This window comes from Streptomyces sp. NPDC025721, assembly GCF_055558595.1.
This window is the reverse complement of record NZ_JBVHMF010000002.1, coordinates 443,996-467,491: the sequence shown is the minus strand read 5'-3', so window position 1 is coordinate 467,491 and position 23,496 is coordinate 443,996. Positions and strand designations below refer to the sequence as shown.

Here is a 23,496-nt window from a genome sequence, read left to right as displayed (position 1 = left end):
GGACGTCCGCCCGATCCGTCCGGGAAGGCATCATGCTGCGTCTGTCGCTGGGCCCGGCCGAGCTGGCCAGGACCCGGTTCGCCATCTCACCGATGGTCGAACTGTTCGGTGTCCTGTCCACCGCCATGAGGTCGTCCCGCCGCGGGGAACGGCTCGGCGCGCTGCCGCGGCTGCTGCACGACCGGCAGATGCCCCTGCTGGCGGGGTTCTTCCAGGGCGAGGTGTGGCTGCCGGATTTCATCAGCCCCGCGCCCGCGCGGTTCGCGCCCAGCCTGGATGACGAACTCCACCGGATAGCCACCCTCGCGCCGACCCGGCTGGTGCAGGAAATCACCGTGTTCACCACGGGCTTCGCCGGTCAGGGCTTTCCCGGAACCGAGCTGTCCGCGCCGGTCCTGAGCCAACTCGACCGGGGGGAAACCGCATTCGTCCAGAAAGCGGCTCAGGAACTGCACGCTTTGTGGAACCACACACTCGCAGCGCGCTGGCCGGTGATCCGTGGCCGCCTCGAAGCCGATATCAACGCCCGTTCCCAGCTCATGGCCCGGCAGGGAACCGGCGCGGTCCTGGATTCCCTGCATCCGGACACCAGTTGGCACGACGGCACACTGACCGTCCGCAGCCCGTTCCGCACCACGGTGCCGCACGCGCCGGCCGTCGTCATGATCCCCACCGTCACCGGGGACCTGACGCCGGGCCTCGACCCGATGTTCCAGCACGACACGATGCTCTGCTATCCGGTGTCCCGCGCTCCGTCAGGCCGCCGCGCCGCACAGGGCGGCCACCCGGCGGCCGACGTCCTGGGGGCCACCCGGCACAGCCTGCTGCTGTCGCTGGGCCGCCCCCTCACCACCACGGAGCTGGCCGAGCTCCACCACCTGGACCCGTCGACCGTCTCCTACCACCTCACGCGCCTGCACCGGGCGGGTCTCCTCACCCGGACCCGCCACGGCCACCGCGTCTACTACCGCCGCACCCCGCAGGCCGAGCAGCTCCTCTCGGCTACAGGTTCGGGAGGTTCTTCCGCAGCTCGAAGGCGGTGACCTCGGAGCGGTACTCCTCCCACTCCTGCTTCTTGTTGCGCAGGAAGAAGTCGAAGACGTGCTCGCCGAGGGTCTCGGCGACGAGTTCGCTGCGCTCCATGAGGGTGATGGCCTCGCCGAGGTTCTGCGGGAGGGGCTCGATGCCGAGGGCGCGGCGCTCGGAGTCGGACAGGGCCCAGACGTCGTCGTCGGCGCCGGCCGGGAGTTCGTAGCCCTCCTGGATGCCCTTCATGCCCGCGGCGAGGAGGACGGCGTAGGCGAGGTAGGGGTTGGCGCCGGAGTCGATCGAGCGGACCTCGACGCGGGTGGAGCCGGTCTTGCCGGGCTTGTACATGGGGACACGGATCAGGGCCGAGCGGTTGTTGTGGCCCCAGCAGATGTACGAGGGGGCCTCGCCGCCCGCGCCAGCGGTGCGCTGGGAGCCGCCCCAGATCCGCTTGTAGGAGTTGACCCACTGGTTGGTGACCGCGGCGGTCTCACCGGCGTGCCGGAGCAGGCCCGCGATGAAGGAGCGGCCGACCTTGGAGAGCTGGAACTCCGCGCCCGACTCGTAGAAGGCGTTGCGGTCGCCCTCGAAGAGCGACAGGTGGGTGTGCATGCCGGAGCCGGGGTGCTCGGAGAACGGCTTGGGCATGAAGGTGGCGTGCACGCCCTGTTCGAGGGCGACCTGCTTCATGACGAGCCGGAAGGTCATCACATTGTCGGCGGTGGAGAGCGCGTCGGCGTAGCGCAGGTCGATCTCCTGCTGGCCGGGGGCGCCCTCGTGGTGCGAGAACTCCACCGAGATGCCCATGGACTCCAGCATCGTGATGGCCTGGCGGCGGAAGTCCATGCCGACGTTCTGCGGGGTGTGGTCGAAGTAGCCGGAGTTGTCGGCGGGGGTCGGCCGCCCGCCGTCCATCGGCTTGTCCTTGAGCAGGAAGAACTCGATCTCGGGGTGGGTGTAGAAGGTGAAGCCGAGGTCGGAGGTCTTGGCGAGCGCGCGCTTGAGGACGTAGCGCGGGTCGGCGTACGACGGGGAGCCGTCGGGCATGAGGATGTCGCAGAACATGCGCGCGGTGCCGGGGCTCTCGGCGCGCCAGGGCAGGATCTGGAAGGTGCTGGGGTCCGGCTTGGCGATCATGTCGGACTCGTACACCCGGGCGAAGCCCTCGATGGCGGAGCCGTCGAAGCCGATGCCCTCGTCGAAGGCCTGTTCCAGTTCGGCCGGTGCGACGGCGACCGACTTCAGGTAGCCGAGCACGTCGGTGAACCACAGGCGGACGAAGCGGATGTCCCGCTCCTCCAGGGTGCGGAGAACGAACTCCTGCTGCTTGTCCATATCCATCCATCCTTGCCGGTCAGGCCACCTGCTCCCCGCCACTGGCCATATCGGGGACGCACATCCGGGATTGCGAGCCGAGCATCCCATCACGCGATTTCCGGCGCGTTGCGGGGGCCCTCTCCCCCATAGTGCCTGCCCGCGACGAGTCCTTCATCATCGCGCGGCGCCTGATCGCGGCGCCTGATCGGTGACGGCGCGAAACGGCCGGCGTTTTAATAAGGGTAGCCTTACCTAAGACGTACGTCTGTTCGCCACAGCTGCGTACCCGTACGAGGAGCCGTACCCGTGGGCACACGCACGCGTGGCGGCGGCCGTCGCGGGGCCCGCCGTCGTCGGCTATCTGCTGGACGCCGGCTGGCGCCTCACCAACCGCTGGCCGCGACCGCTAACTGTGGGGTCCGCGCTACCCGAAGGTATCGATGCTCGCGATCTTCCAGGTGCCGTCCTGGTGGACGGCGTCCACCGCGAACATCGCCGCCGCGTAAGTGGTCGCCGCGTTCGCGGACTTGGCGGTGCTGGTGTTGCTCTGGTCGGCGAAGACCAGGATGCGGGCGCGGTCGCCGTCGAGCAGTTCCACGCCGGTGTCGGTGACGGTCGTGGTCAGCACGAGCTTCTGCGCCGGTGCCTGGGCGCGGACCTGGGCGAGCATCGTCGCGTACTGCTGGACGGCCTTTCCGGTCAGTACGCGCTTGGCCGCGTCGTCGGTGCGGGCGGTGTCGGCGTAGTTGTAGGAGAAGACCGCGTTCACGGCCTGGGCGACGGTGCCTTTGACCTCGCTGGTGCGGGCGGTGTCGGTCAGCGCGGTGTTGCCGGAGGCCACCGAGTCGCGCAGGTCGGACGCCTTGCCCGCGGACCAGGCGGCGAGGCCGCCGAGCAGCACGGTCAGCAGGGCGAGGCCGACGGTGAGGACGGTGACGGGGCGCGGGCGCCACTTGCGCGGGCCGCTCCCGGCCTCGGGTTCAGCGTCGGCGGCCGTGCCGGTGGGAGTCCCGGCGGTGACGTCAGCGGTGACGTCGGCGGCCTTGTCGGACGTACGCGGCGGCCGGGCCGGGCGGGTGCGGACGGCGGTCGCGGCGCGGCCCCGGGCGGGGCGCTCCGAACGGTCGCCGCCCTCCGCCTCGGTCTCCGGGCCGGTGTCGGAGTGGATGTCGGTGGCGGTGTCGGAGTCGGAGTGGATGTCGGTGGCGGCTTCCGCCGTGCGGGTCACGCGCTCGCGCGGCGGCGCGGTGGCCGCCAGGCGGCGTTGGCGGTTGATGAGGTGGCGGGTGGTCGACATGGGCGGCGGTCCTCTCGCGGACGGCGGGGCGGCTTACTGGCCGTCGGTGGTGGACGGGGACGGCCTCGCGGTGGCGGTGCCGCCGCTCGGGGGCGAGGACGCGGACGGGTCCGCGGCGCTGTCGCCCATCGGGGCCTGGCCGAGGGCGCTGAGCTTCCAGCCCGTGTCGGTGCGGGTGAGTTCGCCGAGCATCCGGCTCTCCTTGACCGCGGGCTTGGCCTTGGGCGCCTCGACGGTGATCCGCAGCGCGATCATGACGCTGGCCTTGCCGGTCCTGGTGTCGAGTTCGGTGACCGCGCCGGACAGGATCTTCGCGGTGCTGACCGTCTGGGCCTGCTGCACCTGCTTCTCGAACGCGGCCCGCCCCTGGACCAGTTGGCTGTGCAGGTCGCCGGTCGTGGAGCTCTCCCAGATGTCGAGCCCGTGGTCGACGTCGGAGTGGTCCAGGGTGTTCATGTTCTGCACCGCCTGCTCCCCCGCCGCGAGCACCGTGTCGCGGGTCCGGGCGAAGGCCGCGTCGTCGTCGTGCGCGGCCCCGTACCAGGACCAGCCGGTCAGGGCGGCGGCGACCGCCGCGGCGACGGCGAGCGCGACGGCCGTGGCGAGCAGCGACCGGCCCGGCGCGCGCAGCCGCGCCCCGAGCCGGTCCCGCGACCCGCCGCCACCCTTGAAGGGCATCCGTGCCATCCGTCTTCCTCCTACCGGGCCTTGAGATCGGTGATCCGCCAGTGGTCGCCGTCGAGCCTGGCGGTGACCGAGAGTTGGGCCGCCGCGCTGGTGGCCGCGGCGCCCTTGCGCTGGGCGGTCTGGTCGAGGAAGACCAGCAGCCGGGCGTGGTCGGCGGTGAGCCGGACGACCCCGGCGCGCACCACCCGTGTGGTCAGGGTGAGTTGCTGCTCGGCGACGCGCTGCCGGATCTGCCCGAACAGCGCCTGGTACTGGTCGGCCGCCGCGCCGTCCAGCAGGTCGCGGGCGGCCCGCTCCGTCGACCCGGTGTCCTCCGGCGTGTACGCGAAGATCTTGCCGAGCGCGTTGCTGACGTCCCCGACGACCCGGTTGGTCGCCTCGGTGTCGGTCAGCGCGCGGTTGTCCGTCGCGGCCGGGTCGGTCAACCGGTGGGCCGCGTAACCGAATCCGCCGCCGCCGAGGAGCAGCAGCACGATCGCGGCGACCGCCGCCGTACGCCGCGCACCGTACGGCCACCGCCAACGCCGTCCGGCGGCGGCCTCGTTGGCCTCCGCCTCGTCCGGAGCGGCGGCCCCCGATGCGTCGGTCTGCGGCGCCTCGGCCTCCGCCGCCTCGGCCTCGGGCTCATGCGTGGTGCTCACTGGGCCGCCTCTCCTAGCTCGCGCCGACGGGCACCGCGGTGAGCGCCGTGAGTTTCCAGCCGTCCGAGGTACGGGACAGGCCCGCCTCGAACCGCTTGCGGTCGGTGGTGGCCGCGCCGCCGCGCGGCATGACCCGGACCTGCACGGTCGCGATGAGCTTCGCCGTACCGGCCCTGGTGTCGAGTTCGGTGACCGCCGCGTCGGTGACCGTGCCCCGGGTGGAGGTGCCGGACTGCTTGAGCGCGGCGGCGTCCGCGGTGTGCGTACGGCTCATGCGGTCGTGCAGCGGCCCGGTCGTCGTGTCCAGCCAGGCCGCGAGATCGCGGTCCAGGTGGGCCGCGTCCACCGTGTTCAGCCGGGTGATGTCCCGCTGCCCGTCGGTCAGTACGGCGTCGCGGGCCTTGGCGTAATTGAGCGTGCCGTCGCCGCGCGTGTCCGCGTATGACCAGGCGCCGAGCGCGCACACCACGGCGGCGACCGCCCACGCGGTGACCCAGACCAGGGTGGACCGGCGGGCGCTCATCGGGTGCCCCCGAAGCCCGTGTCCCCGGAGCGCGTGTCACCGAGGCCGAGCAGATCCGCCATCGTGCCGCCGCTGGGCCCGGTCGGCAGCGAGGGCAGGCCCAGCGCTCCCGGCAGCACGCTCGTGCCGTACGTCGTCGTCCCGGTGGACGGGCCCGCGGCGGACGGGGGCCCGGCGCCGGTCGGCAGCACCGAGCCGGGCTGCACGGGGTTCGGGACGCCCCCGCCGCTCGGGGCGTTGGCCGAGCCGCGCACGTCGGTGCCGGAGGAGGCGGGGGCGGTGCAGCGGGCCGCGGTGTTCAGGGCGGTGGCGGGCGCCTTGGTGTCGAGGCCGTTGCGGTACGTGGTGCCGCCGTATCCGGAGGTGCAGGGCAGCGGGGAGAAGAAGGTGACGGCCATGCCGAAGTGCAGGCCCTTGCCGTCCACCGCCGTCGATCCGGCGGCGGCCACCGCGGGCACCTTGACCAGGAATTCCTCGATGCCGTGCTGTCTGGTGACGGCCACGTCCGAGGTGGTCAGCAAGTTGGCCAGGACGACGCTGAGTTGGGGTCCGACGTCCCGCAGCAGCGCGCTGACCTGTCCCGCCGCGTCGGGCGCCGCGGCGATGAGCCGTCGCAGGTCGGTGTCGGAGTCGTTGAGCTGCTTGGCGAGCTGACTTGCGCTGCTGGCGAAGGACTTGATGGCGTCGCCCTCGTCGGCCTGCGTGCGCAGCACCGTCCGCCCGTCGGCCATCAGCGTGATGTTGCCGGGCAGGTTCATGTCCGCGGCGGAGATGAACTCGCCGCTGGTGTCGAGCAGCGACTGGAGGTTGTCGCCCTGTCCCGCGAACGCCTTGCCGAATTCGTCGACGACGGTCTGAAGGGACTTCAACGGGACCGATCCGGCCAGGCTGTTGACGCTGGTGAGCAGGTTGGTGACGGGCGCGGGGATGGTGGTGTCGGCGCGTTCGACGCGGGAGCCGTCGGCGAGATACGGCCCCTGGTCGGTGGTCGGCCGCAGGTCGATGTACTGCTCGCCGACGGCGGACAGGCTGGCGACGACGGCCTTGAGGTGGGAGGGGATGTGCGGCGCGGAGTCGTTGATCCGCAACGACGCCTCCACTCCGTCGTCGGTGAGTCTGATCGGGCCGACCCGGCCGACCGAGACGCCGCGGTAGGTGACGTTGGCGTGCTCGAACAGGCCGCCCGCTTCGGGGAGTTCGACCTTGACGGTGTAGTAGCCGCGCAGGCCCACGTACCGGCCGAGGTCGGCGTAGCGGACGCCGATGAAGCCGAGCACGAGCACGGCGATCAGCAGGAAGGCGATGTTCTTGGCGATGGTGACGCGGGTCAGCATCAGCGGCCCCCGGTCCTGGTCGAGCCGGTGACCGACGGCAGCGGCAGCGGGATGCCCGCCTCCCGCAGCTTCTTGTCGACCGTCGTCGTCCGGTCGGCCTTGGTGTGCGCGGACATCGGGTTCTCGGGGTCGGGCGGGTAGACGTTCCCGGACGCGGGCATCTCGGGGATGAGCTGCGTGCCGGGTACGGCGGTCAGGTCGAGGTAGACGTTGAGGTAGTCGCCCTTGACGCCGTTGAGGACCTCGTCGGTGAACGGGTAGGTGACCAGCACCTGGAGCGAGTCGGGCAGCGCGTCGCCCGCGTCGGCGAGCCGTCGCAGGGTGGGCGCGAGGGCCTTGAGGTCGGCGACCATGTCGTCCTTGCTGCGGTTGACGGTGTCCACCGCGACGCCGGAGAGCGTGTCCAGCGAGCGCAGCATGGTGACCAGCGAGCCGCGCTGCTGCTCCAGCACCTTCAGTCCGGGGCTGAGGCCGGTCAGTACGGTGCCGATCTTCTGGTCGCGGGCGGCGAGGGTGGCGGACAGTTCGTTGACGCCGTCGAGCGCGTCGGTGATGTCCTGCTTGTGGGCGTCGAGGTCGCTGACGAGCGTGTCGACCTGGTGGAGCATGGAGCGGATCTGCGGTTCGTTGCCGGTCAGGGCCTTGTTCAGCTCCACCGAGATGGTCTTGAGCTGGGCGACGCCGCCGCCGTTGAGCAGCATGGACAGTGCGCCGAAGACCTCTTCGACCTCGGGGTTGCGGTTGGTGCGCGAGGCGGGGATGACGGCGCCGTCGCGCAGGGTGCCGCTGGCGGCCCGCGTGCCGGGCGGCGCGGAGAGCTGGATGTACTTCTCGCCGAGCAGGCTGGACTGTTCCAGGTGCGCGTACGCGTTGGCGGGCAGTCTCACCTTGCCGTTGACCTTCATGGTGACGGTCGCGGACCAGCCGTCGGCGCCGAGGCCGATCTTGGTGACGCGGCCGACGGCGACGTCGTTGACGCGTACGGACGCCTGCGGGACGAGGTCGAGGACGTCGGCGAAGTCGGCCTTCACGGTGTAGGGGTGGCCGCCGAGGTCGGCGCCGCCGGGCAACGGCACGTTCTGGACGTTCAGCGAGCAGCCGGCGAGGGCGAGCGCGAGCAGCGCGGTCCCGCCGACGGTGGCGGCGCTCCCCCGGGTGTGCGGACGCTTCATCGGGCCGCCCCCTTGGTGTAGACGGTGCCGACCGCCGGCAGGGGCAGCGGCAGGGTCTTGGCGTCCTTGGCCGCGGGCGTGAAGTCGGAGCCGGTCCTTGCGGTGTCCTTGGCGGCGGCGGGCGAGATGTCGCCGCCCATGCTCAGTTCGTTGATGTTGGCGCGCCCGTCGATGGTGCCGTGCTGCGGATCGTAGGCGTTGAGGAGGTTGTCGGCGGCCAGCGGCGCGGTGTCGAGGAGTTCGGCGAGTGAGGCGCGCTGGTCGACCAACGTCTGGGTGATCGGGGCGAGTTTGCCGATGCTGGTCTTCAGCCGGGCCCGGTTGTCCTGGATGAAGGTCTTCACCTGGCCGAGCGCGGTGGACAGTTGGTGCAGCGCGCCGCCCAGGTTCTCCTTGTCCTCGGCCAGGAAGCCGCTGACGGTGGAGAGTTGGTCGGTGGCGGCCCGTACCTTGCCGTCGTTGTTCTTCAGCATGGTGGTGAAGGACTGGAGGTAGGACAGGGTCGCGAAGAGGTCGTCGCTGTGGCCGTTGAGGGTCTTGGTGGCCTGGCCGAGCTGGTCGATGCTGTCGCCGATGGCCTTGCCGTTGCCGTCGAGGTTCTTCGCGCCGGTGTCGAGGAGGTTCGACAGGGCGCCGGTGGCGTTGGCGCCGTTCGGGCCGAGGGCGTCGCTGAGCCGGGTGATGCTCTCGTAGAGCTGGTCGACCTCGACGGGGCTCGCGGTGCGGGTGGCCGGGATGACGGTGCCCGCGGTGATCCGGGGGCCGCCGGTGTAGGCCGGGGTGAGCTGGATGTAGCGGTCGGCGACGACGCTGGGCGCGACGACGACGGCGCCGGCTCCCGCCGGGACCTTCACCCCGTGGTCGAGGACCAGCACGACCTTGACCTGCTTGCCCTGCGGCTTCACCGAGTCGACGGTGCCGACCTTGACGCCGAGCACGCGCAGGTCGGATCCGGCGTAGACGCCCACGGCGTGGTCGAAGTAGGCGGTGATCCTGGTGCCGTCGGGGCCGCCGAAGAGGCGTACGCCGCCGTAGGCGAGGGCCGCGAGGACGACGGCGAGCACCGTGCCGAGGGCGATGGCCCGCCGCCCTCGCGCGGCGCGGCCGATGGATGCCTTCACGATGTGCCTCCCGTCGCCTTGGGCGGCTCGCACCCGGTCGTCGGCTGGGTGCCCGGGGGCAGATAGCTCTTGGGGACCAGGCCGCACAGATAACTGTCGAACCAGCGGCCGTTGCCGAGGGTGTTGCCGACCAGCCGGTAGTAGGGCCCGGCCAGGGCGAACGCCTTGTCGAGGCTGGACTGGTTGGCGAGCAGTACGCCGGTGACCCGGTCGAGGGCGTCCAGGGTCGGGCCGAGCTGCCGGTTGTTGTCGGCGACCAGGCCGTTGAGCTGGGTGCCGAGGTCCTGGGTGCCGGTGAGCAGCGCGTGGATGGCGTCGCGGCGCTTCTGGATCTCGCCGAGCAGCAGGTTGCCGTCCGAGATCAGCGTCTGGAAGCGGCTGTTCTGGTCGGAGAGGGTCTTGGTGAGCTGCTTGCTGCCCGCGAGCAGGTCGGCGAGCTGGGCGTCCCGGCTGGAGATGGTCCGCGACAGCGACGACAGGCCGGTGGCGGCGCTGCGTACCGAAGCCGGGGTGTCCTTGAAGGTGTCGGAGAGGGTCTGGAAGCTGGCGGCGAGCTGCGTGGTGTCGATCGACCCGAGGGTGTTGCCGAGGCCGTCGAGCGCCTGCGTGACGTCGTACGGCGAGGTGGTGCGGGTCCTGGGGATGCGCTGGCCGGGGTTCTGCGCGCGGCTGCCGAGCGGGTCGACGGCCAGGTACTTCTCGCCGAGCAGCGTCTTGATGCCGATGGCGGCGGTGCTGGCGTCGCCGATCCAGGTGTCCTTGACGCGGAAGGTGACCTTGACCTGGGCGCCGTCCAGCGACACCCCGGTGACCTTGCCGACCTTGACGCCCGCGACCCGCACCTCGTTGCCGGACCTGAGCCCGGCGGCCTCGGTGAAGCTCGCGCTGTACGTGGTGCCGCCGCCGATCAGCGGGAGCGCGTCCGCGTTGTACGCGACCAGGCCGGCCAGGGCGAGCACGAGCAGGCCGACGGTGCCGACGAGGACGGGGCTGCGTTCGCGCAGCGGCCGGAAGAGGGGGCGGCCCCGGCGCGCGGGGGCGCGGAAGCGGAGGCGCGGGGTCGGTATGCGGGGGCGGTTCATGACCGGCACCTCGATTCGGTGATCGCTATGCCGGTGGGCGGCTTGCTGCCGTCGGAGGTGGTGACCCCGGCGACGGTGGCCTGGCAGAGGTAGAGGTTGAGCCAGGAGCCGTAGGAGGCGAGCCGGCCGATGGTCTGGAGCTTGGCCGGGGTCTTGGTGAGGAAGTTCTCCAACTGCGGTGTGTTGTCGGCGAGGTTGGTGGACAGCCGGCCGAGCTGGGCGATGGAGTCCTTCAGCGGCTGGCGGCCGTCGGTGAGCAACCCGGCGGTGCTGGTGGTGAGTTGGGAGATCGCGGTGATCGACTGGCCGATCGGTTCGCGGTCGGAGGCGAAGCCGCTGACGAGCTGCTGGAGCGAGGTCACCAGGTCGTTGAACCCGGCCTCGCGGGTGTTCACCGTGGTGAGCACCGAGTTGAGGTTGTCGATGACCTGGCCGATCACCTTGTCCTTGGCGGCGAGCGTCGTGGTCAGCGAACCGACGTTGCTGATCAGGCTGTCGACGGTGCCGCCCTCGCCCTGGAGCACCTGGACGATCTCGCCCGCGAGCTGGTTGACGTCCTTGGGCGACAGGCCCTGGAACAGCGGCTGGAAGCCGTTGAAGAGCTGGGTGAGGTCGAGGGCCGGGGTGGTGCGCTGGAGCGGGATGGTGTCGCCGGGGGCGAGCGCCTGGCCGACCGGTCCCGTGCCCTGCTGGAGGTCGATGTACCGCTGGCCGACCATGTTGAGGTACTTGATGGTGGCGGTCACCGAGCCGGGCAGCTTCCGGGCGCGCTGCACCGAGAAGTGCACCTGCGCGACGCGGTGGTCGACGACCTTGATCGAGTCGACCTGGCCGACCTTGACCCCGGCGATCCGGACGCTGTCGCCCGAGGTGAGGCCGGTGGCGTCGGTGAACCGGGCGTTGTAGCCGGAGGTGTCGCCGACGTCGGTTCCGCCCGCGATGCTCACCGCGAGGACGGTGGTGGCCAGCGCGGTGACCAGGATGAAGATCAGCGACTTGACGATCGGTCCGACGAGGCTGCGGCGCTTCACCGCACCGTCACCTCCGCCCCTCGGTAGACGGGACCGGTGAGCAGGCTGCTCCAGTCGGGGAGCGAGCCGGGGTCGGTGCCGATGCCCGGCGCGAGGAGTTCGTTGATCAGCTCGTTCTCCTGCGGGGAGTTGGCCGGGGAGTCGGTGGTGGTCACGCTGGACGTGGACGCCGTGGACGCCGTGGACGTGGTGGACGTGGTGGCGGTCGGCGAGGTCGCGGACTTCGTGGAGTGCGTCGCGGCCGGTGCGCCGCCGCGGCCGGTGTACGGGACCGGGTAGCACTGCGGGCCGCCGCTCGCGTCGTACACCGGGGTGTCCTTGCCGGGTACGTACTTGCCGCGGGACGGCACGCTGGTGAGGTCGACGTGCAGGCCCGGCTCGTGGGTGCCCTTGCCGAGCGCCTTGTCCATGACGGGGACGAAGGCGGCCAGGGTGCGCAGCGTGCAGGGGAAGGACGGGGAGTACTTCGCGAGCAGCCCGAGGGTGCCGCGGCTGTCGGCGGTCAGCCGGATGATGGTGTCCTTGTTCTGCCGCAGATACGTCGTCAGGTCCTGCGCGGTGGCGGTGGTACTGCCGTACACGCTGTTGAGGTCGGCCTGTTCCTCGGCGATGGTGCCGCTGGTCCTGGTGAAGTCGGTGAGGGCCTGCACGATGTCGGGCGCGGCGGCGTTGTAGACGTGGCTGACGGTGACGAGCTGCTTGATGTCGTCGTTCAGCACGGGCAGTTCGGGGTTGAGCTTGGTCAGGTAGCGGTCGAGCTGGACGAGGGTGGTGCCGAGCTGGGTGCCGCGGCCGTCGAGCGCGGTCGCGACGGCGTTGAGGGTCGCGGCGAGCTTCTGGGGCTGGACGGCGGTGAGCAGCGGCAGCACGTTGTCGAGCACCTGCTGGAGCTCGATGGCGTCGCTGGAACGGTCCTGGGCGATGGTGCTGTCGGCGGCGAGGGTGGGGCCGCCACCGGTGGTGTCGGTGCCCGCGGGAGGTACGAGGGCCACGAAGCGTTCGCCGAACAGCGTGGTGGGCAGCATCTGCGCGGTGACGTCCGCGGGGATGCGCTTGAGCTGGCCGGGGTCGATGGCGAGGTTGAGCCGGGCGCCGTCGCCGTCGGCGCTGATGGAGGCGACCCGGCCGACGACGACCCCGCGCAGTTTCACGTCGGCGCCCTGGTGCATCTCGTTGCCGACGGTGCCGGTCTCCAGGTGGACGGTCGCGGTGTCGCTGAACGTCTTGTCGTAGACGGCGACCGCGAGCCAGGCCAGCAGCGCGGGCACCAGCAGGAAGACGACGCCGGCGGTCCTGCGGCGGGCGGTGGCGCCGCCGGTCGGGCGGCGGCGCGGGGCCGGGGGCGCTCCGGCGGGACGGGTGTCGGTGGTGGTCATCCCGCCACCCGCACCGTCGTGGTGGCGCCCCAGATCGCCAGGCTGAGGAAGAAGTCGGTGATCGAGATGATCACGATGGCGTTGCGCACCGAGCGGCCGACGGCGATGCCGACGCCCGCGGGGCCGCCCTTGGCGGTGAACCCGTAGTAGCAGTGGGCGAGGATCACGATGACGCTGAAGATCAGCACTTTCAGTCCGGAGAGCAGGACGTCCTGGGGGGACAGGAAGAGGTTGAAGTAGTGGTCGTAGGTGCCCGCGGACTGGCCGTTGAACATGACGGTGACCATCCGGGAGGCGACGTAGCTGCTGAGCAGGCCGATGCCGTAGAGCGGGACGATGGCGACGACCCCGGCGATGATCCGGGTGGTGACCAGGTACGGCATGCTGCGCAGGCCCATGCCCTCCAGCGCGTCGATCTCCTCGTTGATCCGCATCGCGCCGAGCTGGGCGGTGAATCCGGCGCCGACGGTGGCCGACAGGGCCAGGCCCGCGACGAGCGGGGCGATCTCGCGGGTGTTGAAGTAGGCGGAGATGAAGCCGGTGAACGCGGCGGTGCCGAGCTGGTTCATCGCCGCGTAGCCCTGGAGGCCGACGACGGTGCCGGTGGCGAGGGTCATGCCGATCATCACGCCGACGGTGCCGCCGATGACGCCGAGGCCGCCGCTGCCGAACACGACCTCGGCGAGCAGGCGTTGGACCTCTTTGAGGTAGCGGCGCAGGGTGCGCGGTATCCACAGCACGGCGGTGATGTGGAAGATGAAGTGGTCGCCGGTCTCGTCCAGCCAGTGCAGCCAGCGGCCGGTGTTCCGGCGTCGGCGCGGCCGTGGTCCTTCGGGCGGCGGCTCGGCCTGCGGGGTGTCCTTGTCCAGGAGCGCCATCGCTCAGGCTCCCTTCTGCGGGACGAGCTGGAGGTAGATCGCGGTCAGGACGACGTTCACCAGGAACAGCAGCAGGAAGGTGATGACGACGGACTGGTTGACCGCGTCGCCGACGCCCTTGGGGCCGCCCTTGGGGTGCAGGCCGCGGTAGGCGGCGACGATGCCCGCGATGAAGCCGAAGATCACGGCCTTGATCTCGCTGATGTACAGGTCGGGGAGCTGGGCGAGCGCGGAGAAGCTGGACAGGTACGCGCCGGGGGTGCCGTGCTGGACGATGACGTTGAAGAAGTAGCCGCCCGCGGTGCCGACGACCGAGACCAGGCCGTTGAGGAAGACCGCGACGAGCATCGTCGCCAGGACGCGCGGCACGATCAGCCGCTGCACCGGGGAGACGCCCATCACCTCCATCGCGTCCAGTTCCTCGCGGATCTTGCGCGAGCCGAGGTCGGCGCAGATGGCGCTGCCGCCCGCGCCCGCGATGAGCAGGGCGACGATCAGCGGGCTCGCCTGCTGGATGACGGCCAGCACGCTGGCGCCGCCGGTGAACGACTGGGCGCCCAACTGCTGTGCCAGTGAGCCGACTTGCAGGGCGATGACGGCGCCGAAGGGGATCGAGACCAGGGCGGCGGGCAGGATCGTCACGCTGGCCACGAACCAGAACTGCTCGATGAGTTCGCGCATCTGGAACGGCCTGCGGAAGGTGTCGCGCACGGTGGTGGCGGCGAGCGTCATGAGCTGCCCGGTCTCGCGCAGCGCGCCGGTGCCGGGGATCGGGCGGCGCGGCACGGTGACGCGTTCGGGGCGCGGCGGGGTCGGCTCGGGTCCCGGTCCCGGGACCCGTACGGGCGCGGTCATGCGGGCTCCCCCTGGACGGGGACGAGTCCGGCCTGTACGGCTTCGCGGGTCGCGGCCGGGAGCTGGTCCCACATGGCCAGGACGCGGGCCCTGCGGCGCTGTACCGCCTGCCGGGGCGGCAGTCCGGGTGACGGTTCGAGCTGCGGCGCGACGCGGCGCGGGGCCGCGGGCAGTTCGCGGCCGTTCAACTGCTCGCGGGCCAGGGCCGCTTCGTCCTTCTCCTCCGACATCCCGATCGGTCCGTCGCGGCGTCCGCTGAGGAACTGCCGTACGACCGGTTCGTTGCTGGTGAGCAGCAGCTCGCGGGGGCCGAAGGCGACCAGTTCGCGGCGGAAGAGCATGCCCATGTTGTCGGGCACGGTCGAGGCGATGTCGAGGTTGTGGGTGACGATCAGCATCGTCGCGTCGATCTGCGCGTTGAGGTCGATGAGGAGCTGCGAGATGAACGAGGTGCGGACCGGGTCGAGGCCGGAGTCGGGTTCGTCGCACAGGATGATCTGCGGGTCGAGCACCAGGGCGCGGGCGAGTCCCGCGCGTTTGCGCATGCCGCCGGATATCTCGCCCGGCAGTTTGCCCTCGGCACCGAGGAGGCCGACCATGTCGACCCGCTCCATGACGATGCGGCGGATCTCGGACTCCTTTTTCCTGGTGTGCTCGCGCAGCGGGAAGGCGATGTTGTCGAAGAGGTTCATCGACCCGAAGAGCGCGCCGTCCTGGAACATCAGGCCGAACATCTTGCGCGCCTCGTAGATGTCGCGCTCCGGGCTGTTCACCATGTCGACGCCGCCGACGAGCACCCGGCCGCGTTCGGGCTTGAGCAGGCCGATGAGCGATTTCAGGAATACCGTCTTGCCGGTTCCGGAAGGGCCGAGCATCACGCTGACTTCACCGGGCGGCAGTGTGAGCGTGACGTCCTGCCAGACGTTCTGCGTACCAAAGGACTTGGTGAGTCCTTCGACGATCACTTCGATTCCCATTGCACCTCCCGGAGCTGATCAGTGGTGGGGCGGTTCGGGAAAGGCGATCTCCGGATCGCATCCCGAGGCCGCGATGGGCACGCACAGCGGTCCCTGGATGAGATTCAGTGAGTTGCCGTGCCCCGATATCGCCGAGGTGAAGAGGGAATTCAGGTTCTCTCCGTGGCTGCCGCAGCCGGTGAACGGGGGAATGTAGAGGTCGTCCTGGGCCAGCGGCCCGCCGTCCTGCACTCCGTAGTCCGTGGGTCCGGTCGGGCGGCCGGTCAGTGAACTGCGGTCGTAGCCGACGAGTTTGATGTCCAGCGGCGCCGAGGCGCGGCAGTCGGCGCCGACGTCCAGCGGTACGCCGTTGACCTTGACGTCGGACAGCCGCAGTTCCTGCTTGCCGTAGATGGTGCTGGTGGTGATCGTGCCGAGGTTGCTGGTGCCGACCGTGACGACGGTCATCAGGCCCTTGGGGAGCAGTTCCATCCGGGCGGTGACCGGCACGAACCCGAAGGTCAGGAAGGTGGTGTCGGACGGCGGCAGGGCCAGCTTCGCGATCGAGTCGATCTCGAAGTACTGCTTGAGCGGGTCGGGGTCGGTGAACTCCGTCCAGATGCTCTTCTGCACGACGGTGACGCGGGTCGGCTTCTTGGTCAGGTCGTTGATGACCGCGGCGCCCTTGAGCTTGAAGACGTTGGAGTAGCCGGTGACGTAACCGCACTGGGAGTACGGGGGGAACGGCGGGTCGCCGGGGCCGGGGCTGCGGACGGCGTTGGGCGGCCGGGGAATGGAGTCCATGACCGCGGGGTCGGTGTCGCCCTCCGGCGGGTCCTCGCAGTCGTGCACGCCGGAGTGCGGGGGCGAGGCCAGCGTGATGGTGTTGCGGCCGTCGGACCGGGCGGCGTCGGGGGCTCCGTCGCCCGCGCCCTCGCCGGTCTTGCCGACGCCCGCGCGGGAGCCGGTGCGCGGCGTGGGGGCGGCGGCCGAGGAGCCGCCGGGCGCGGTGGCGTGGCCGGGTCCCGAGGAGCCGCCGGGGGTGCCGGGGACGGAGACGGTACCGAGGAGGTCGCCCTGGTCGGGCTTGGGGGCGCAGGTGCCGATGATGTCGGCGGCGTCCTTGGCGGCCTGGCCCGTACCGGCGGAGTCCGCGGCCGTGCCGGTCGCGCTGTCGGCGCCGGACGCGCTGTCGGCGCCGGACGCGCTGTCGCTGTCGGTGCCGGTCGCACTGTCGGTGCCGGTGCTCGGGGAGTCGGGCGGTGCGGACGCGGGGTCGGTCACGGGGCTGAGCTTGAGGTCCAACTCCCCAGCGGTGAAGCGCACTTCGCCGGAGGCGGTGACCGTCAGCGGCGGCACCGCGCCGCCGAAGGTGAGCACCAGGTCCCCGTCGCCCTTGAGGGGTGTCGAGGGGGCGGTCAGTCCCGGCCATACGGCGTCCGCTCGCGAAGTGCCCTGCGCGACATGGGCGGTGAGGCTCGCGGCGCCGGTCAGGGCTGTGGTGCCGGCGGGCAGCAGCGCCTCGGCGCCGGCCCGCGGCATGGTGACCGTCGCCGTCAGGTCGCCCGGCTGGATGGGCTTTCCGACCACGGCGGTGTCCGGGTAGTTCTGCACCAGCGCGACGGTGACGTCCTGGACGACGGCCTTGTCGGTGCCGCCGGAGCCGTCGGCGGCCGTACCGGCGGGGAAGGCGCACGCGTATCCGAGGGTCACCTTGCCGTCCGGGCCGCTGGCCGCGGAGTCGGGTCCTGGCAGCAGTCCGGCCAGGAGCGCCGCCGCTGCGACAGCGGCGAACCGCACCGCGCGGCGCGGCTTCACGGCACCCCTCATTACGGAACTCCTCAGGAAGGCGTCGGCGACGCAGGACATTACGGTCGAGTAATAAGGCCCCACAAGTGATCGACCGGACGAATATTCGACGGTGTGGACCGGGGCGGATTTCCTGTCACCGAATGACAAAACACAAGCGGAGTTTTGTCCTCCAGTGCGTGTTCGGGACCCCGGCCGCCACTGCGGCGGTCCGGGGTCCCGGTTCGGCCGGCGCGGGCTTCAGCGGTCGCGGCGGCCGGTGTTACGCGAGGGGCGGGGCTCAGGGAGAGACGACCTTCAGCGTCGTGGGGGTCACGACGTAGCCGGCCGAGTAGGTGGCCAGGTCGTTGTTGTTGATCAGGCCGAGGCACAGACCGGAGACGTTGTACGCCTTGAGGGTGCCGCCGGTGATGGCCAGCGTGTGGGTGGAGTTGGTGTACGTGGCGTTGAGGGTGGCGCCGTTGCCCACGCCGCTGGGGTCGGCGAAGGTCGCGTTGCACAGACCGGACAGGGTGGCCTTGACGCCGGTCAGCGTGCCGGTGGTGACGCCCGCGGACGTGGTGGCGGCGGTGCCGGTCAGCGTCCACGGGGTGCCCTGGGCGGCGACGGAGAAGGTGATGCCGCCGACCTTGCAGGTGTTCCACGAGACGGTGTTGATGGTGCCGAGGGTGCCGCCGTGCGAACCGTTGGTCACGGTGGCGGTGGCCGCCGACGAGGTGCAGGTGAGCTTGGTGCCCGTGGTGGTGTCGGTCAGCGTGGGCGTGGTGGCCGTCGCGGTGATCGCACCGGTCGACGAGCTGCCCGAGACGGTGTACGTGACGGCCGAGGCCGGGCTGACCGCGAGGCCGAGCGCCGCCGCCATCGCGGCACCGGTGACCATGGTTCCCTTGGCGGTCCTGGAGAGCTTGTGCACGGGCTGATCCTTCCTGGGAGATGACGTACCTGATAAACCGGCTTCCGCGTCTTCCATGTGTGGCGGGAAGGGGAATTCGGTTACGACTCACTACCTGGAACGTGGCACCGATTCCGCTCGGTTGCCCTTGCGGAGCAGGACGTTACGCACGGGTAACCCGGAGGCGCAATAATCCCGGCCAAGATTCTCCGGCGGACCCTACTCTCGGGTATTTTTCTGTCACGGAAGCAACAGTGCGCCGGGATTTTTTATAAGCAAGTGAGCAAGTCGGCCGCACGGTGCGCGCATCGGCCGGCCCGACGGGCGATCACCCGGAGTGCAACCATGGCCATCGGTCGCCGTCGCCCACCGTCGCGGGCCTGACACGTTTCCGTGTGCAAGGTGCTGCGTTCCGTACGCGATTGGTCTATGTTGCAGCGAGGTTGCCCGCGACTACCATGCGTGGCACACCACTTCACCGGTTCACCGGCCAGCAGGGCCGTCGCGGGAGGGGGGTACGGACATGACCGTAACGCGGCAGACGCCGGAGCAGGCGGAATCAATCGGTCCGATTCCACGGGAGTTCGCCGCCATCATGCGGCCGGAACTCCCCAGCCTTTTAAAAGAGATGGCCACGGAAATCGTCACCACGATCCCCGAATACGGCCACTTACTGGAGGGCCCGAACGCCCGGGTGATCAAAATCGGTATCGAGCAGAGCATCGCCACTTTCGTCGACCGGGTGGCCGCGCCGACCGCGACCACCGCGCTCCGCGACGACCTGTGCCGCCAGTTCGGCCGCTTCGAGGCGTACGAGGGCCGCAGCCTGGACAACCTCCAGGCCGCGTACCGCATCGGCTGCCAGGTGGCGCTGCGCCGGGTGCGCAGCGTGGGCCGCCGATACAACCTGTCGGCGTCCTTCATGCTGACCTTCGCCGACGCGCTCTTCGCGTACATGGGCGATCTCGCCGAACTCTCCCGCGAGGGCTATGTGCAGGCGATGGCGGAACTGGGCGAGGAGCCCGACAATCGCCGCCGCCGACTGCTGCGGCGGATTCTCAACGGCGCCTCCGTGGCGCGCAGCGCGCTGGCGGAACTGGCCGAGCACTCGGCGTGGCCGCTGCCGGAGGAGGTGACGCTGATCGCGGTCGCCCCCGACACGCGTCCGGCCGGGGCGGCGCTCGACAAGGACATCCTGATGGACTTCGCGGACCCGGAGCCGCATCTGCTGGTGCCGGGACCGTTCACCGACGAGCGGCGGGAGCGGCTGCACGCGGCGCTCAACGGCTGCCGGGCGGCGATCGGGCTGACCACCTCGCTGAGCGAGGCCGCGGATTCGCTGCGCTGGGCCCGGCACACACTGGCGCTGGCCGACGCCGGGATCATCGACGACGACTCGGTGGCGATGAGCGAGAACCATCTGCTGCCGCTGTGGTTATTGGGCGATCCCGCGCTGGTCGCGCAGATCGCCAAGCGCTATCTGGGGCCGCTGGTCGGGCTGACCGCCACCCAGCGCGCCCGGCTGATCGACACCCTGCGGATCTGGCTGACCACCCGCGGCACCGCGGCGCAGATCGCCGACCAGCTCGGCGTGCACCCGCAGACCGTGCGCTACCGGATCCGTATCCTCGACCGCGCTTTCGGCGACCAACTCGCGCGCCCCGACGACCGGTTCGCCACTGAGATCGCGCTGCGCGCGCTGCACCTCCAGGAGAACGGCGAAACGCCGGACGGCGGCCTCCTGTCGGAGGACCGCCGCCCGGCGCGCGACCCCTCACGCTACGAGGAGTAGACCTCGAACTCGGAGATCTGGCCCGCGGGCCAGCCGGTGTTGCCGGTGATGGTCAGCCGTACGTAGCGGGCGCTCGCGGGAGTCACCGGGATGGTGACGGTGTTCCCGCTCGCGGGGTTGAAGGTGTAGCCCGCGGACGACTTCAGCGTGCTGTAGGTGTTGTTGTCGGTGGAGCCGAGGACGCTCAGCGTCTCGGTACGGGTGGCCCACGCCGTGGCGGGCGGGAGCTTGAGGACGACCCGGCCGACGGTCCTGGCCGCGCCGAGGTCCACGGTCAGCGACTGCGGGAAGGCGTTGTTGGTGCTCTCCCAGTAGCTGTTGGCGTTGCCGTCCACCGCGTTGCCCGCGACGTAGACATCGGAGTGACCGGTGTCGGAGGCCGGGTGCCCCTGGGCCAGGTTGCCGGAGGCCGGGGTGGTGGGGGGCGTGGTCGGCGGGGTGGTCGGGTTGCCCGAGCCCGGCTGCGGCCAGGTGGAGCAGTCGTTCCAGTTGCTGTCCCAACCGCTGTTGCCCGCACCGCGGTTGATGGTGAAGGCGGGCAGGTTCGCCGGGTAGGAGCAGTTGTACGTACCCGTCGCGCCGGTGCCGGTGGCCGTCACATTGGTGAAGGTCGCGGAGCCGGGCGTCTCGGCCTGCACCACGACCGTGCCGGTGTTGCTGGCCGTCGCGCCGCTGACGGTGACGCCGTTGATGGTGTAGCCGTGGCCGCCGCCGGAGACGAATTCGAAGTCGCTGTACGGGCTGCCGATGAAGGTCGTGTTGCTGATCCGGATGTCGTTGTTGATCGCGTAGTCGTAGCTGTCGACGCGCAACGCACCCATCGGGTGGCCCCAGTTGGGGTTCAGCGCGCCGGTACGGATCAGGGTGTTGCCGGAGACCGTGACGGTGCCGGACAGCGGGTTGAAGGGTTGGAGGAACGCCTGGTTGGAGATGGCGATGCCGCCGCCGAGCGCGTTGGTGTCGGCGATCACGTTGTTGGAGACGGTGTTGTTGCTGCCGCCGTAGATCGCGATGCCGTTGGCCAGGTTGGGCTGCACGATGGTGTTGTTGCTGAAGGTGTTGCCCGTGTCGGGCGCGCCGAGCGACCACATGGCGAGACTGTCGTCGCCCTGGTTGCGCAGGAAGTTGTTCTTCACCTGGACGCCGTTGGCGCTGCCGTCCAGGTTGAGGCCGTCGGCGGTGGTGCCGAGGATGCGGTTGTTCTGCACCACGAGGTTGTTGTTGTTGCCGGTCAGCCACAGACCGCACTTCTCGCGCTGCACCCAGATCCCGGAGACCACCGAGTTCGGGCCGAGGCTGCCGGTGACGAAGCTGTCGGGCGAGCCGTCGTTGCGGACGCTGACCTCGCCGAAGACGGCGAAGTCGTACAGCTTGGTGTTGCCGCTCGCGCTGGTCTGGTCGATCAGGTGCGAGCTGTGCAGGACGGAGTACCAGTTGCCCGCGCCGCGGATGGTGACGCCGTCGGCCTGGATGGTGGAGCCCAGCTTGAAGTCGCCGGACGGGATCCAGACCTCCTTGCCCTGCGACTTCGCCTGGGCGATGGTCGTGTTGAAGGCGCTGGTGGAGTCGGCGCTCCCGGTGGCGTCGGCGCCGTTGCTGACGACGGATATGGAGTTCGCCGGGGCGCTCGCCGCCCCCGCCACCTGCTCGAAGTCGGCGACGTCGATGGTGGCCTGGCCGGTGTCGCCCGCGTCGAGCTGGAGCTTGACCTTGGCGCCGGCGGCTAGATTCTGGCCCAGCTTGATCCGCGAGTCGTCGAAGAAGTGGTGGGTCTTGGAACCGGCGATCCACGACGTGTCGACGTAGCTGTACTGCGCGGTGACCGCCAGCTTCTGGCTGATCTTGGTGCCGTTGACGTAGACCGAGACGGTGCCTGAGGCGCCGCGCGGCAGGTTGTAGGCGACATCCACCGCGTTGGCCGGGGCGGTCAGGGTGAACTCGACGTACTTGCCCTGGCCGTTGAGGCTGACCGCGCGGCGGCCCGACGCCTCGGAGGCGACGGTGGACTGGGTGTAGTCGGGGCCGACCGCCGAGCCGTTGGTGGCGGCGGCCTCGGCCTCGTACTCGGTGAACGGGACGCTCGCGCCTCCGCTCACGGCGAAGGGCGAGACGGTCGATACGGAGGGGGCGGCGCTGGCCGACTGGGCCGTCACGGCGAGCGCGAGCCCGCCCGCGGCGACCGCCGCCGCGGTGGCGGAAGCCAACCAGGCCGTGGAACGACGTCTGTTGTCCATGGGGTGGGGGGTGTCCCTTCTGACTGGAGTCACAGAGGTGACGCACACCCTAGAGATGTCATGCATGAGACAGCAAGATGTCGATTGGATTTCGCAAAATTTGGATGGCTTGCAGAGATCTCGCAAATTCACCGCAAGAAACTTGCGCCACCTGTACTAGAATCGACGCCATGACACGACGACTTGCCGAGGTGGCAAAGAAGGTCGGGGTGAGTGAGGCCACCGTCAGCCGCGTGCTGAACGGGAAGCCTGGCGTCTCCGACGGAACCCGGGCAGCGGTCCTCACCGCTCTTGACGTGCTCGGTTACGAACGGCCCACCCAGCTCCGGGGGGAACGCGCCCGGCTGGTCGGCATGGTCATGCCCGAGCTGCAAAATCCGATCTTCCCGGCTTTCGCCGAGGTGGTCGGCGGCGCGCTGGCGCAGCAGGGCTTCACCCCGGTGCTGTGCACCCAGACCGCGGGCGGCGTCTCCGAGGCCGACTACGTGGAACTGCTGCTCCAGCAGCATGTCTCCGGCGTGGTCTTCTTCGGCGGGCTCTACGCCCAGGCCGAGTCACCGCACGACCACTACGCGCGGCTGGCCGAGCGCAATCTGCCCACCGTGCTGATGAACGCGGCCATCGACCATCTCGACTTCCCGCGCGTCAGTTGTGACGACGCGGTCGCGGTCGAGCAGGCGATGAACCACCTCATCTCGCTCGGCCATCAGCGGATAGCCCTCGTGCTCGGCCCGCCCGACCACGTACCGTCGCGCCGCAAGCTCGCCGCCGCCCGCCGGGTCGACCCGTCGGTGACCGTCGAGCACGCGCTCTTCACGTTGGAGGGCGGCCAGGCGGCGGCCAGTCGGCTGCTCGCGCGCGGCATCACGGCCTTCATCTGCGCGAGCGACCTGCTGGCGCTCGGCACCATAAGGGCGGCTCGCAGACGGCGGCTCTCGGTGCCGGAGGACGTGTCGGTAATCGGTTACGACGACTCGTCGCTGATGAACTGCACAGAGCCGCCGCTGACCACCGTCCGGCAGCCGATCGAGGCGATGGGCCGGGCGGCCGTGGACCTGCTGGCCGGAGAGATCAGCGGTGCGTCGGTCGACCACGACGAGCTGTTCTTCGAACCGGAACTGGTAGTACGCGGTTCCACCGGTCCCGCCCCGCACCCCTCCCGCCTCCCCCACCCGGAGGCCCGCGCCAACGTCTGACCCCGCACCACGAGTCACCCGCGAACCCGGACCTGAGCCAGGGCCCGAGCCGGAGCCAGAGCCGGGTCCGGGTTGACCAGGGCCCGAGCCAGGATCAGGGCCAGGACCTGGGCTGAGCCCGTCCCGGGCTCGGCCCGAGCTCAGCCATGCCACCGCGGGGGGGGGGGGGGGGGGGGGGGGGGGGGGGGGGGGAGGGGGGGGGGGGGGGGGGGGGGGGGGGGGGGGGGGGGGGGGGGGGGGGTGGCGTGGGGGGGGGAGAGCCTTGTTAGGTGCG

20 protein-coding genes are annotated in these 23,496 nt (G+C 70.5%); 3 read left to right on the top strand and 17 right to left on the bottom strand.

The window, feature by feature from the left end; translation table 11 throughout:
* Window positions 1–32: 32 nt before the first annotated feature.
* On the top strand, window positions 33–1,043 hold the full coding sequence (locus ACZ4EF_RS06035; RefSeq protein WP_467502988.1) for an ArsR/SmtB family transcription factor: 1,011 nt from the start codon (window positions 33–35) through the stop codon (window positions 1,041–1,043).
* Here ACZ4EF_RS06035 and ACZ4EF_RS06030 read toward each other — a convergent pair.
* The 16 genes from ACZ4EF_RS06030 to ACZ4EF_RS05955 all read right to left on the bottom strand — a co-directional run bounded on the left by ACZ4EF_RS06030 (window position 1,003) and on the right by ACZ4EF_RS05955 (window position 18,021).
* The gene (locus tag ACZ4EF_RS06030; RefSeq protein WP_188279782.1) at window positions 1,003–2,364 is read right to left on the bottom strand and encodes a glutamine synthetase family protein; all 1,362 of its coding nucleotides are present in this window, start codon (window positions 2,362–2,364) and stop codon (window positions 1,003–1,005) included. The two genes, ACZ4EF_RS06035 and ACZ4EF_RS06030, sit on opposite strands and share 41 nt — an antisense overlap.
* 406 nt (window positions 2,365–2,770) lie before the next feature.
* Window positions 2,771–3,643, bottom strand: coding sequence for a hypothetical protein (locus ACZ4EF_RS06025; RefSeq protein ID WP_467502986.1), 873 nt, complete (start codon window positions 3,641–3,643; stop codon window positions 2,771–2,773).
* A 33-nt stretch (window positions 3,644–3,676) separates the two neighbouring features.
* A complete protein-coding gene (locus ACZ4EF_RS06020) occupies window positions 3,677–4,330 on the bottom strand; it encodes a nuclear transport factor 2 family protein (RefSeq protein WP_401304008.1) in 654 nt (217 codons plus the stop codon).
* Window positions 4,331–4,341: 11 nt separating this feature from the next.
* Window positions 4,342–4,971, bottom strand: a complete 630-nt coding sequence (locus tag ACZ4EF_RS06015) for a hypothetical protein (RefSeq protein WP_355334435.1) — start codon at window positions 4,969–4,971, stop codon at window positions 4,342–4,344.
* Window positions 4,972–4,984: 13 nt separating this feature from the next.
* Complete coding sequence (locus ACZ4EF_RS06010) at window positions 4,985–5,494, bottom strand: hypothetical protein (protein ID WP_355334437.1); 510 nt, start codon at window positions 5,492–5,494, stop codon at window positions 4,985–4,987.
* The gene (locus ACZ4EF_RS06005; protein ID WP_467502983.1) at window positions 5,491–6,828 is read right to left on the bottom strand and encodes an MCE family protein; all 1,338 of its coding nucleotides are present in this window, start codon (window positions 6,826–6,828) and stop codon (window positions 5,491–5,493) included. The genes ACZ4EF_RS06010 and ACZ4EF_RS06005 overlap by 4 nt, the downstream gene beginning before the upstream one ends.
* Window positions 6,828–8,000 (bottom strand): MCE family protein, encoded by a 1,173-nt coding sequence (locus ACZ4EF_RS06000; protein WP_391160012.1) that lies wholly within the window; start codon window positions 7,998–8,000, stop codon window positions 6,828–6,830. Before ACZ4EF_RS06000 ends, ACZ4EF_RS06005 begins: the two co-directional genes overlap by 1 nt.
* Entirely contained in the window at window positions 7,997–9,121 is a 1,125-nt protein-coding gene (locus ACZ4EF_RS05995; protein ID WP_467502980.1) for an MCE family protein, read from the bottom strand. Before ACZ4EF_RS05995 ends, ACZ4EF_RS06000 begins: the two co-directional genes overlap by 4 nt.
* Window positions 9,118–10,203, bottom strand: coding sequence for an MCE family protein (locus tag ACZ4EF_RS05990; protein WP_467502979.1), 1,086 nt, complete (start codon window positions 10,201–10,203; stop codon window positions 9,118–9,120). Before ACZ4EF_RS05990 ends, ACZ4EF_RS05995 begins: the two co-directional genes overlap by 4 nt.
* Entirely contained in the window at window positions 10,200–11,234 is a 1,035-nt protein-coding gene (locus ACZ4EF_RS05985; RefSeq protein ID WP_391043749.1) for an MCE family protein, read from the bottom strand. Before ACZ4EF_RS05985 ends, ACZ4EF_RS05990 begins: the two co-directional genes overlap by 4 nt.
* Window positions 11,231–12,610, bottom strand: a complete 1,380-nt coding sequence (locus ACZ4EF_RS05980) for an MCE family protein (protein ID WP_467502976.1) — start codon at window positions 12,608–12,610, stop codon at window positions 11,231–11,233. The genes ACZ4EF_RS05985 and ACZ4EF_RS05980 overlap by 4 nt, the downstream gene beginning before the upstream one ends.
* A complete protein-coding gene (locus ACZ4EF_RS05975) occupies window positions 12,607–13,488 on the bottom strand; it encodes an MlaE family ABC transporter permease (protein WP_391160018.1) in 882 nt (293 codons plus the stop codon). The genes ACZ4EF_RS05980 and ACZ4EF_RS05975 overlap by 4 nt, the downstream gene beginning before the upstream one ends.
* Before the next feature lie 3 nt (window positions 13,489–13,491).
* The gene (locus ACZ4EF_RS05970) at window positions 13,492–14,343 is read right to left on the bottom strand and encodes an MlaE family ABC transporter permease (protein ID WP_188279770.1); all 852 of its coding nucleotides are present in this window, start codon (window positions 14,341–14,343) and stop codon (window positions 13,492–13,494) included.
* Complete coding sequence (locus ACZ4EF_RS05965; protein ID WP_355334456.1) at window positions 14,340–15,320, bottom strand: ABC transporter ATP-binding protein; 981 nt, start codon at window positions 15,318–15,320, stop codon at window positions 14,340–14,342. The genes ACZ4EF_RS05970 and ACZ4EF_RS05965 overlap by 4 nt, the downstream gene beginning before the upstream one ends.
* Before the next feature lie 18 nt (window positions 15,321–15,338).
* On the bottom strand, window positions 15,339–17,129 hold the full coding sequence (locus ACZ4EF_RS05960; protein WP_467502973.1) for a DUF6801 domain-containing protein: 1,791 nt from the start codon (window positions 17,127–17,129) through the stop codon (window positions 15,339–15,341).
* 259 nt (window positions 17,130–17,388) lie between these two features.
* Window positions 17,389–18,021 carry a hypothetical protein gene (locus ACZ4EF_RS05955; RefSeq protein ID WP_355334461.1) on the bottom strand — a complete coding sequence of 211 codons (633 nt, stop codon included), beginning with the start codon at window positions 18,019–18,021 and terminating at the stop codon, window positions 17,389–17,391.
* Window positions 18,022–18,523: 502 nt separating this feature from the next.
* Here ACZ4EF_RS05955 and ACZ4EF_RS05950 point away from each other — a divergent pair.
* Window positions 18,524–19,792 (top strand): PucR-like N-terminal domain-containing protein, encoded by a 1,269-nt coding sequence (locus ACZ4EF_RS05950; RefSeq protein ID WP_391043742.1) that lies wholly within the window; start codon window positions 18,524–18,526, stop codon window positions 19,790–19,792.
* On the opposite strand, the gene ACZ4EF_RS05945 is transcribed toward ACZ4EF_RS05950, so the two are convergent.
* Entirely contained in the window at window positions 19,780–22,026 is a 2,247-nt protein-coding gene (locus ACZ4EF_RS05945; RefSeq protein ID WP_467502970.1) for a galactose-binding domain-containing protein, read from the bottom strand. The two genes, ACZ4EF_RS05950 and ACZ4EF_RS05945, sit on opposite strands and share 13 nt — an antisense overlap.
* Before the next feature lie 170 nt (window positions 22,027–22,196).
* Here ACZ4EF_RS05945 and ACZ4EF_RS05940 point away from each other — a divergent pair, with 170 nt between their 5' ends.
* Complete coding sequence (locus ACZ4EF_RS05940; protein WP_188279764.1) at window positions 22,197–23,222, top strand: LacI family DNA-binding transcriptional regulator; 1,026 nt, start codon at window positions 22,197–22,199, stop codon at window positions 23,220–23,222.
* Window positions 23,223–23,496: the final 274 nt, after the last annotated feature.

What these genes read in the sequence shown, in the direction of transcription:
- ACZ4EF_RS06010 (WP_355334437.1), bottom strand. Translation starts at nt 5,494, where the DNA reads ATGAGCGCCCGCCGGTCCACCCTGGTCTGGGTCACCGCGTGGGCGGTC.
- ACZ4EF_RS05965 (WP_355334456.1), bottom strand. Translation starts at nt 15,320, where the DNA reads ATGGGAATCGAAGTGATCGTCGAAGGACTCACCAAGTCCTTTGGTACG.
- ACZ4EF_RS05975 (WP_391160018.1), bottom strand. Translation starts at nt 13,488, where the DNA reads ATGGCGCTCCTGGACAAGGACACCCCGCAGGCCGAGCCGCCGCCCGAA.
- ACZ4EF_RS05970 (WP_188279770.1), bottom strand. Translation starts at nt 14,343, where the DNA reads ATGACCGCGCCCGTACGGGTCCCGGGACCGGGACCCGAGCCGACCCCG.
- ACZ4EF_RS06000 (WP_391160012.1), bottom strand. Translation starts at nt 8,000, where the DNA reads ATGAAGCGTCCGCACACCCGGGGGAGCGCCGCCACCGTCGGCGGGACC.
- ACZ4EF_RS05940 (WP_188279764.1), top strand. Translation starts at nt 22,197, where the DNA reads ATGACACGACGACTTGCCGAGGTGGCAAAGAAGGTCGGGGTGAGTGAG.
- ACZ4EF_RS06035 (WP_467502988.1), top strand. Translation starts at nt 33, where the DNA reads ATGCTGCGTCTGTCGCTGGGCCCGGCCGAGCTGGCCAGGACCCGGTTC.
- ACZ4EF_RS06025 (WP_467502986.1), bottom strand. Translation starts at nt 3,643, where the DNA reads ATGTCGACCACCCGCCACCTCATCAACCGCCAACGCCGCCTGGCGGCC.
- ACZ4EF_RS05950 (WP_391043742.1), top strand. Translation starts at nt 18,524, where the DNA reads ATGACCGTAACGCGGCAGACGCCGGAGCAGGCGGAATCAATCGGTCCG.
- ACZ4EF_RS05945 (WP_467502970.1), bottom strand. Translation starts at nt 22,026, where the DNA reads ATGGACAACAGACGTCGTTCCACGGCCTGGTTGGCTTCCGCCACCGCG.
- ACZ4EF_RS06005 (WP_467502983.1), bottom strand. Translation starts at nt 6,828, where the DNA reads ATGCTGACCCGCGTCACCATCGCCAAGAACATCGCCTTCCTGCTGATC.
- ACZ4EF_RS06030 (WP_188279782.1), bottom strand. Translation starts at nt 2,364, where the DNA reads ATGGACAAGCAGCAGGAGTTCGTTCTCCGCACCCTGGAGGAGCGGGAC.
- ACZ4EF_RS05990 (WP_467502979.1), bottom strand. Translation starts at nt 10,203, where the DNA reads ATGAACCGCCCCCGCATACCGACCCCGCGCCTCCGCTTCCGCGCCCCC.
- ACZ4EF_RS06020 (WP_401304008.1), bottom strand. Translation starts at nt 4,330, where the DNA reads ATGGCACGGATGCCCTTCAAGGGTGGCGGCGGGTCGCGGGACCGGCTC.
- ACZ4EF_RS05960 (WP_467502973.1), bottom strand. Translation starts at nt 17,129, where the DNA reads ATGAGGGGTGCCGTGAAGCCGCGCCGCGCGGTGCGGTTCGCCGCTGTC.
- ACZ4EF_RS05980 (WP_467502976.1), bottom strand. Translation starts at nt 12,610, where the DNA reads ATGACCACCACCGACACCCGTCCCGCCGGAGCGCCCCCGGCCCCGCGC.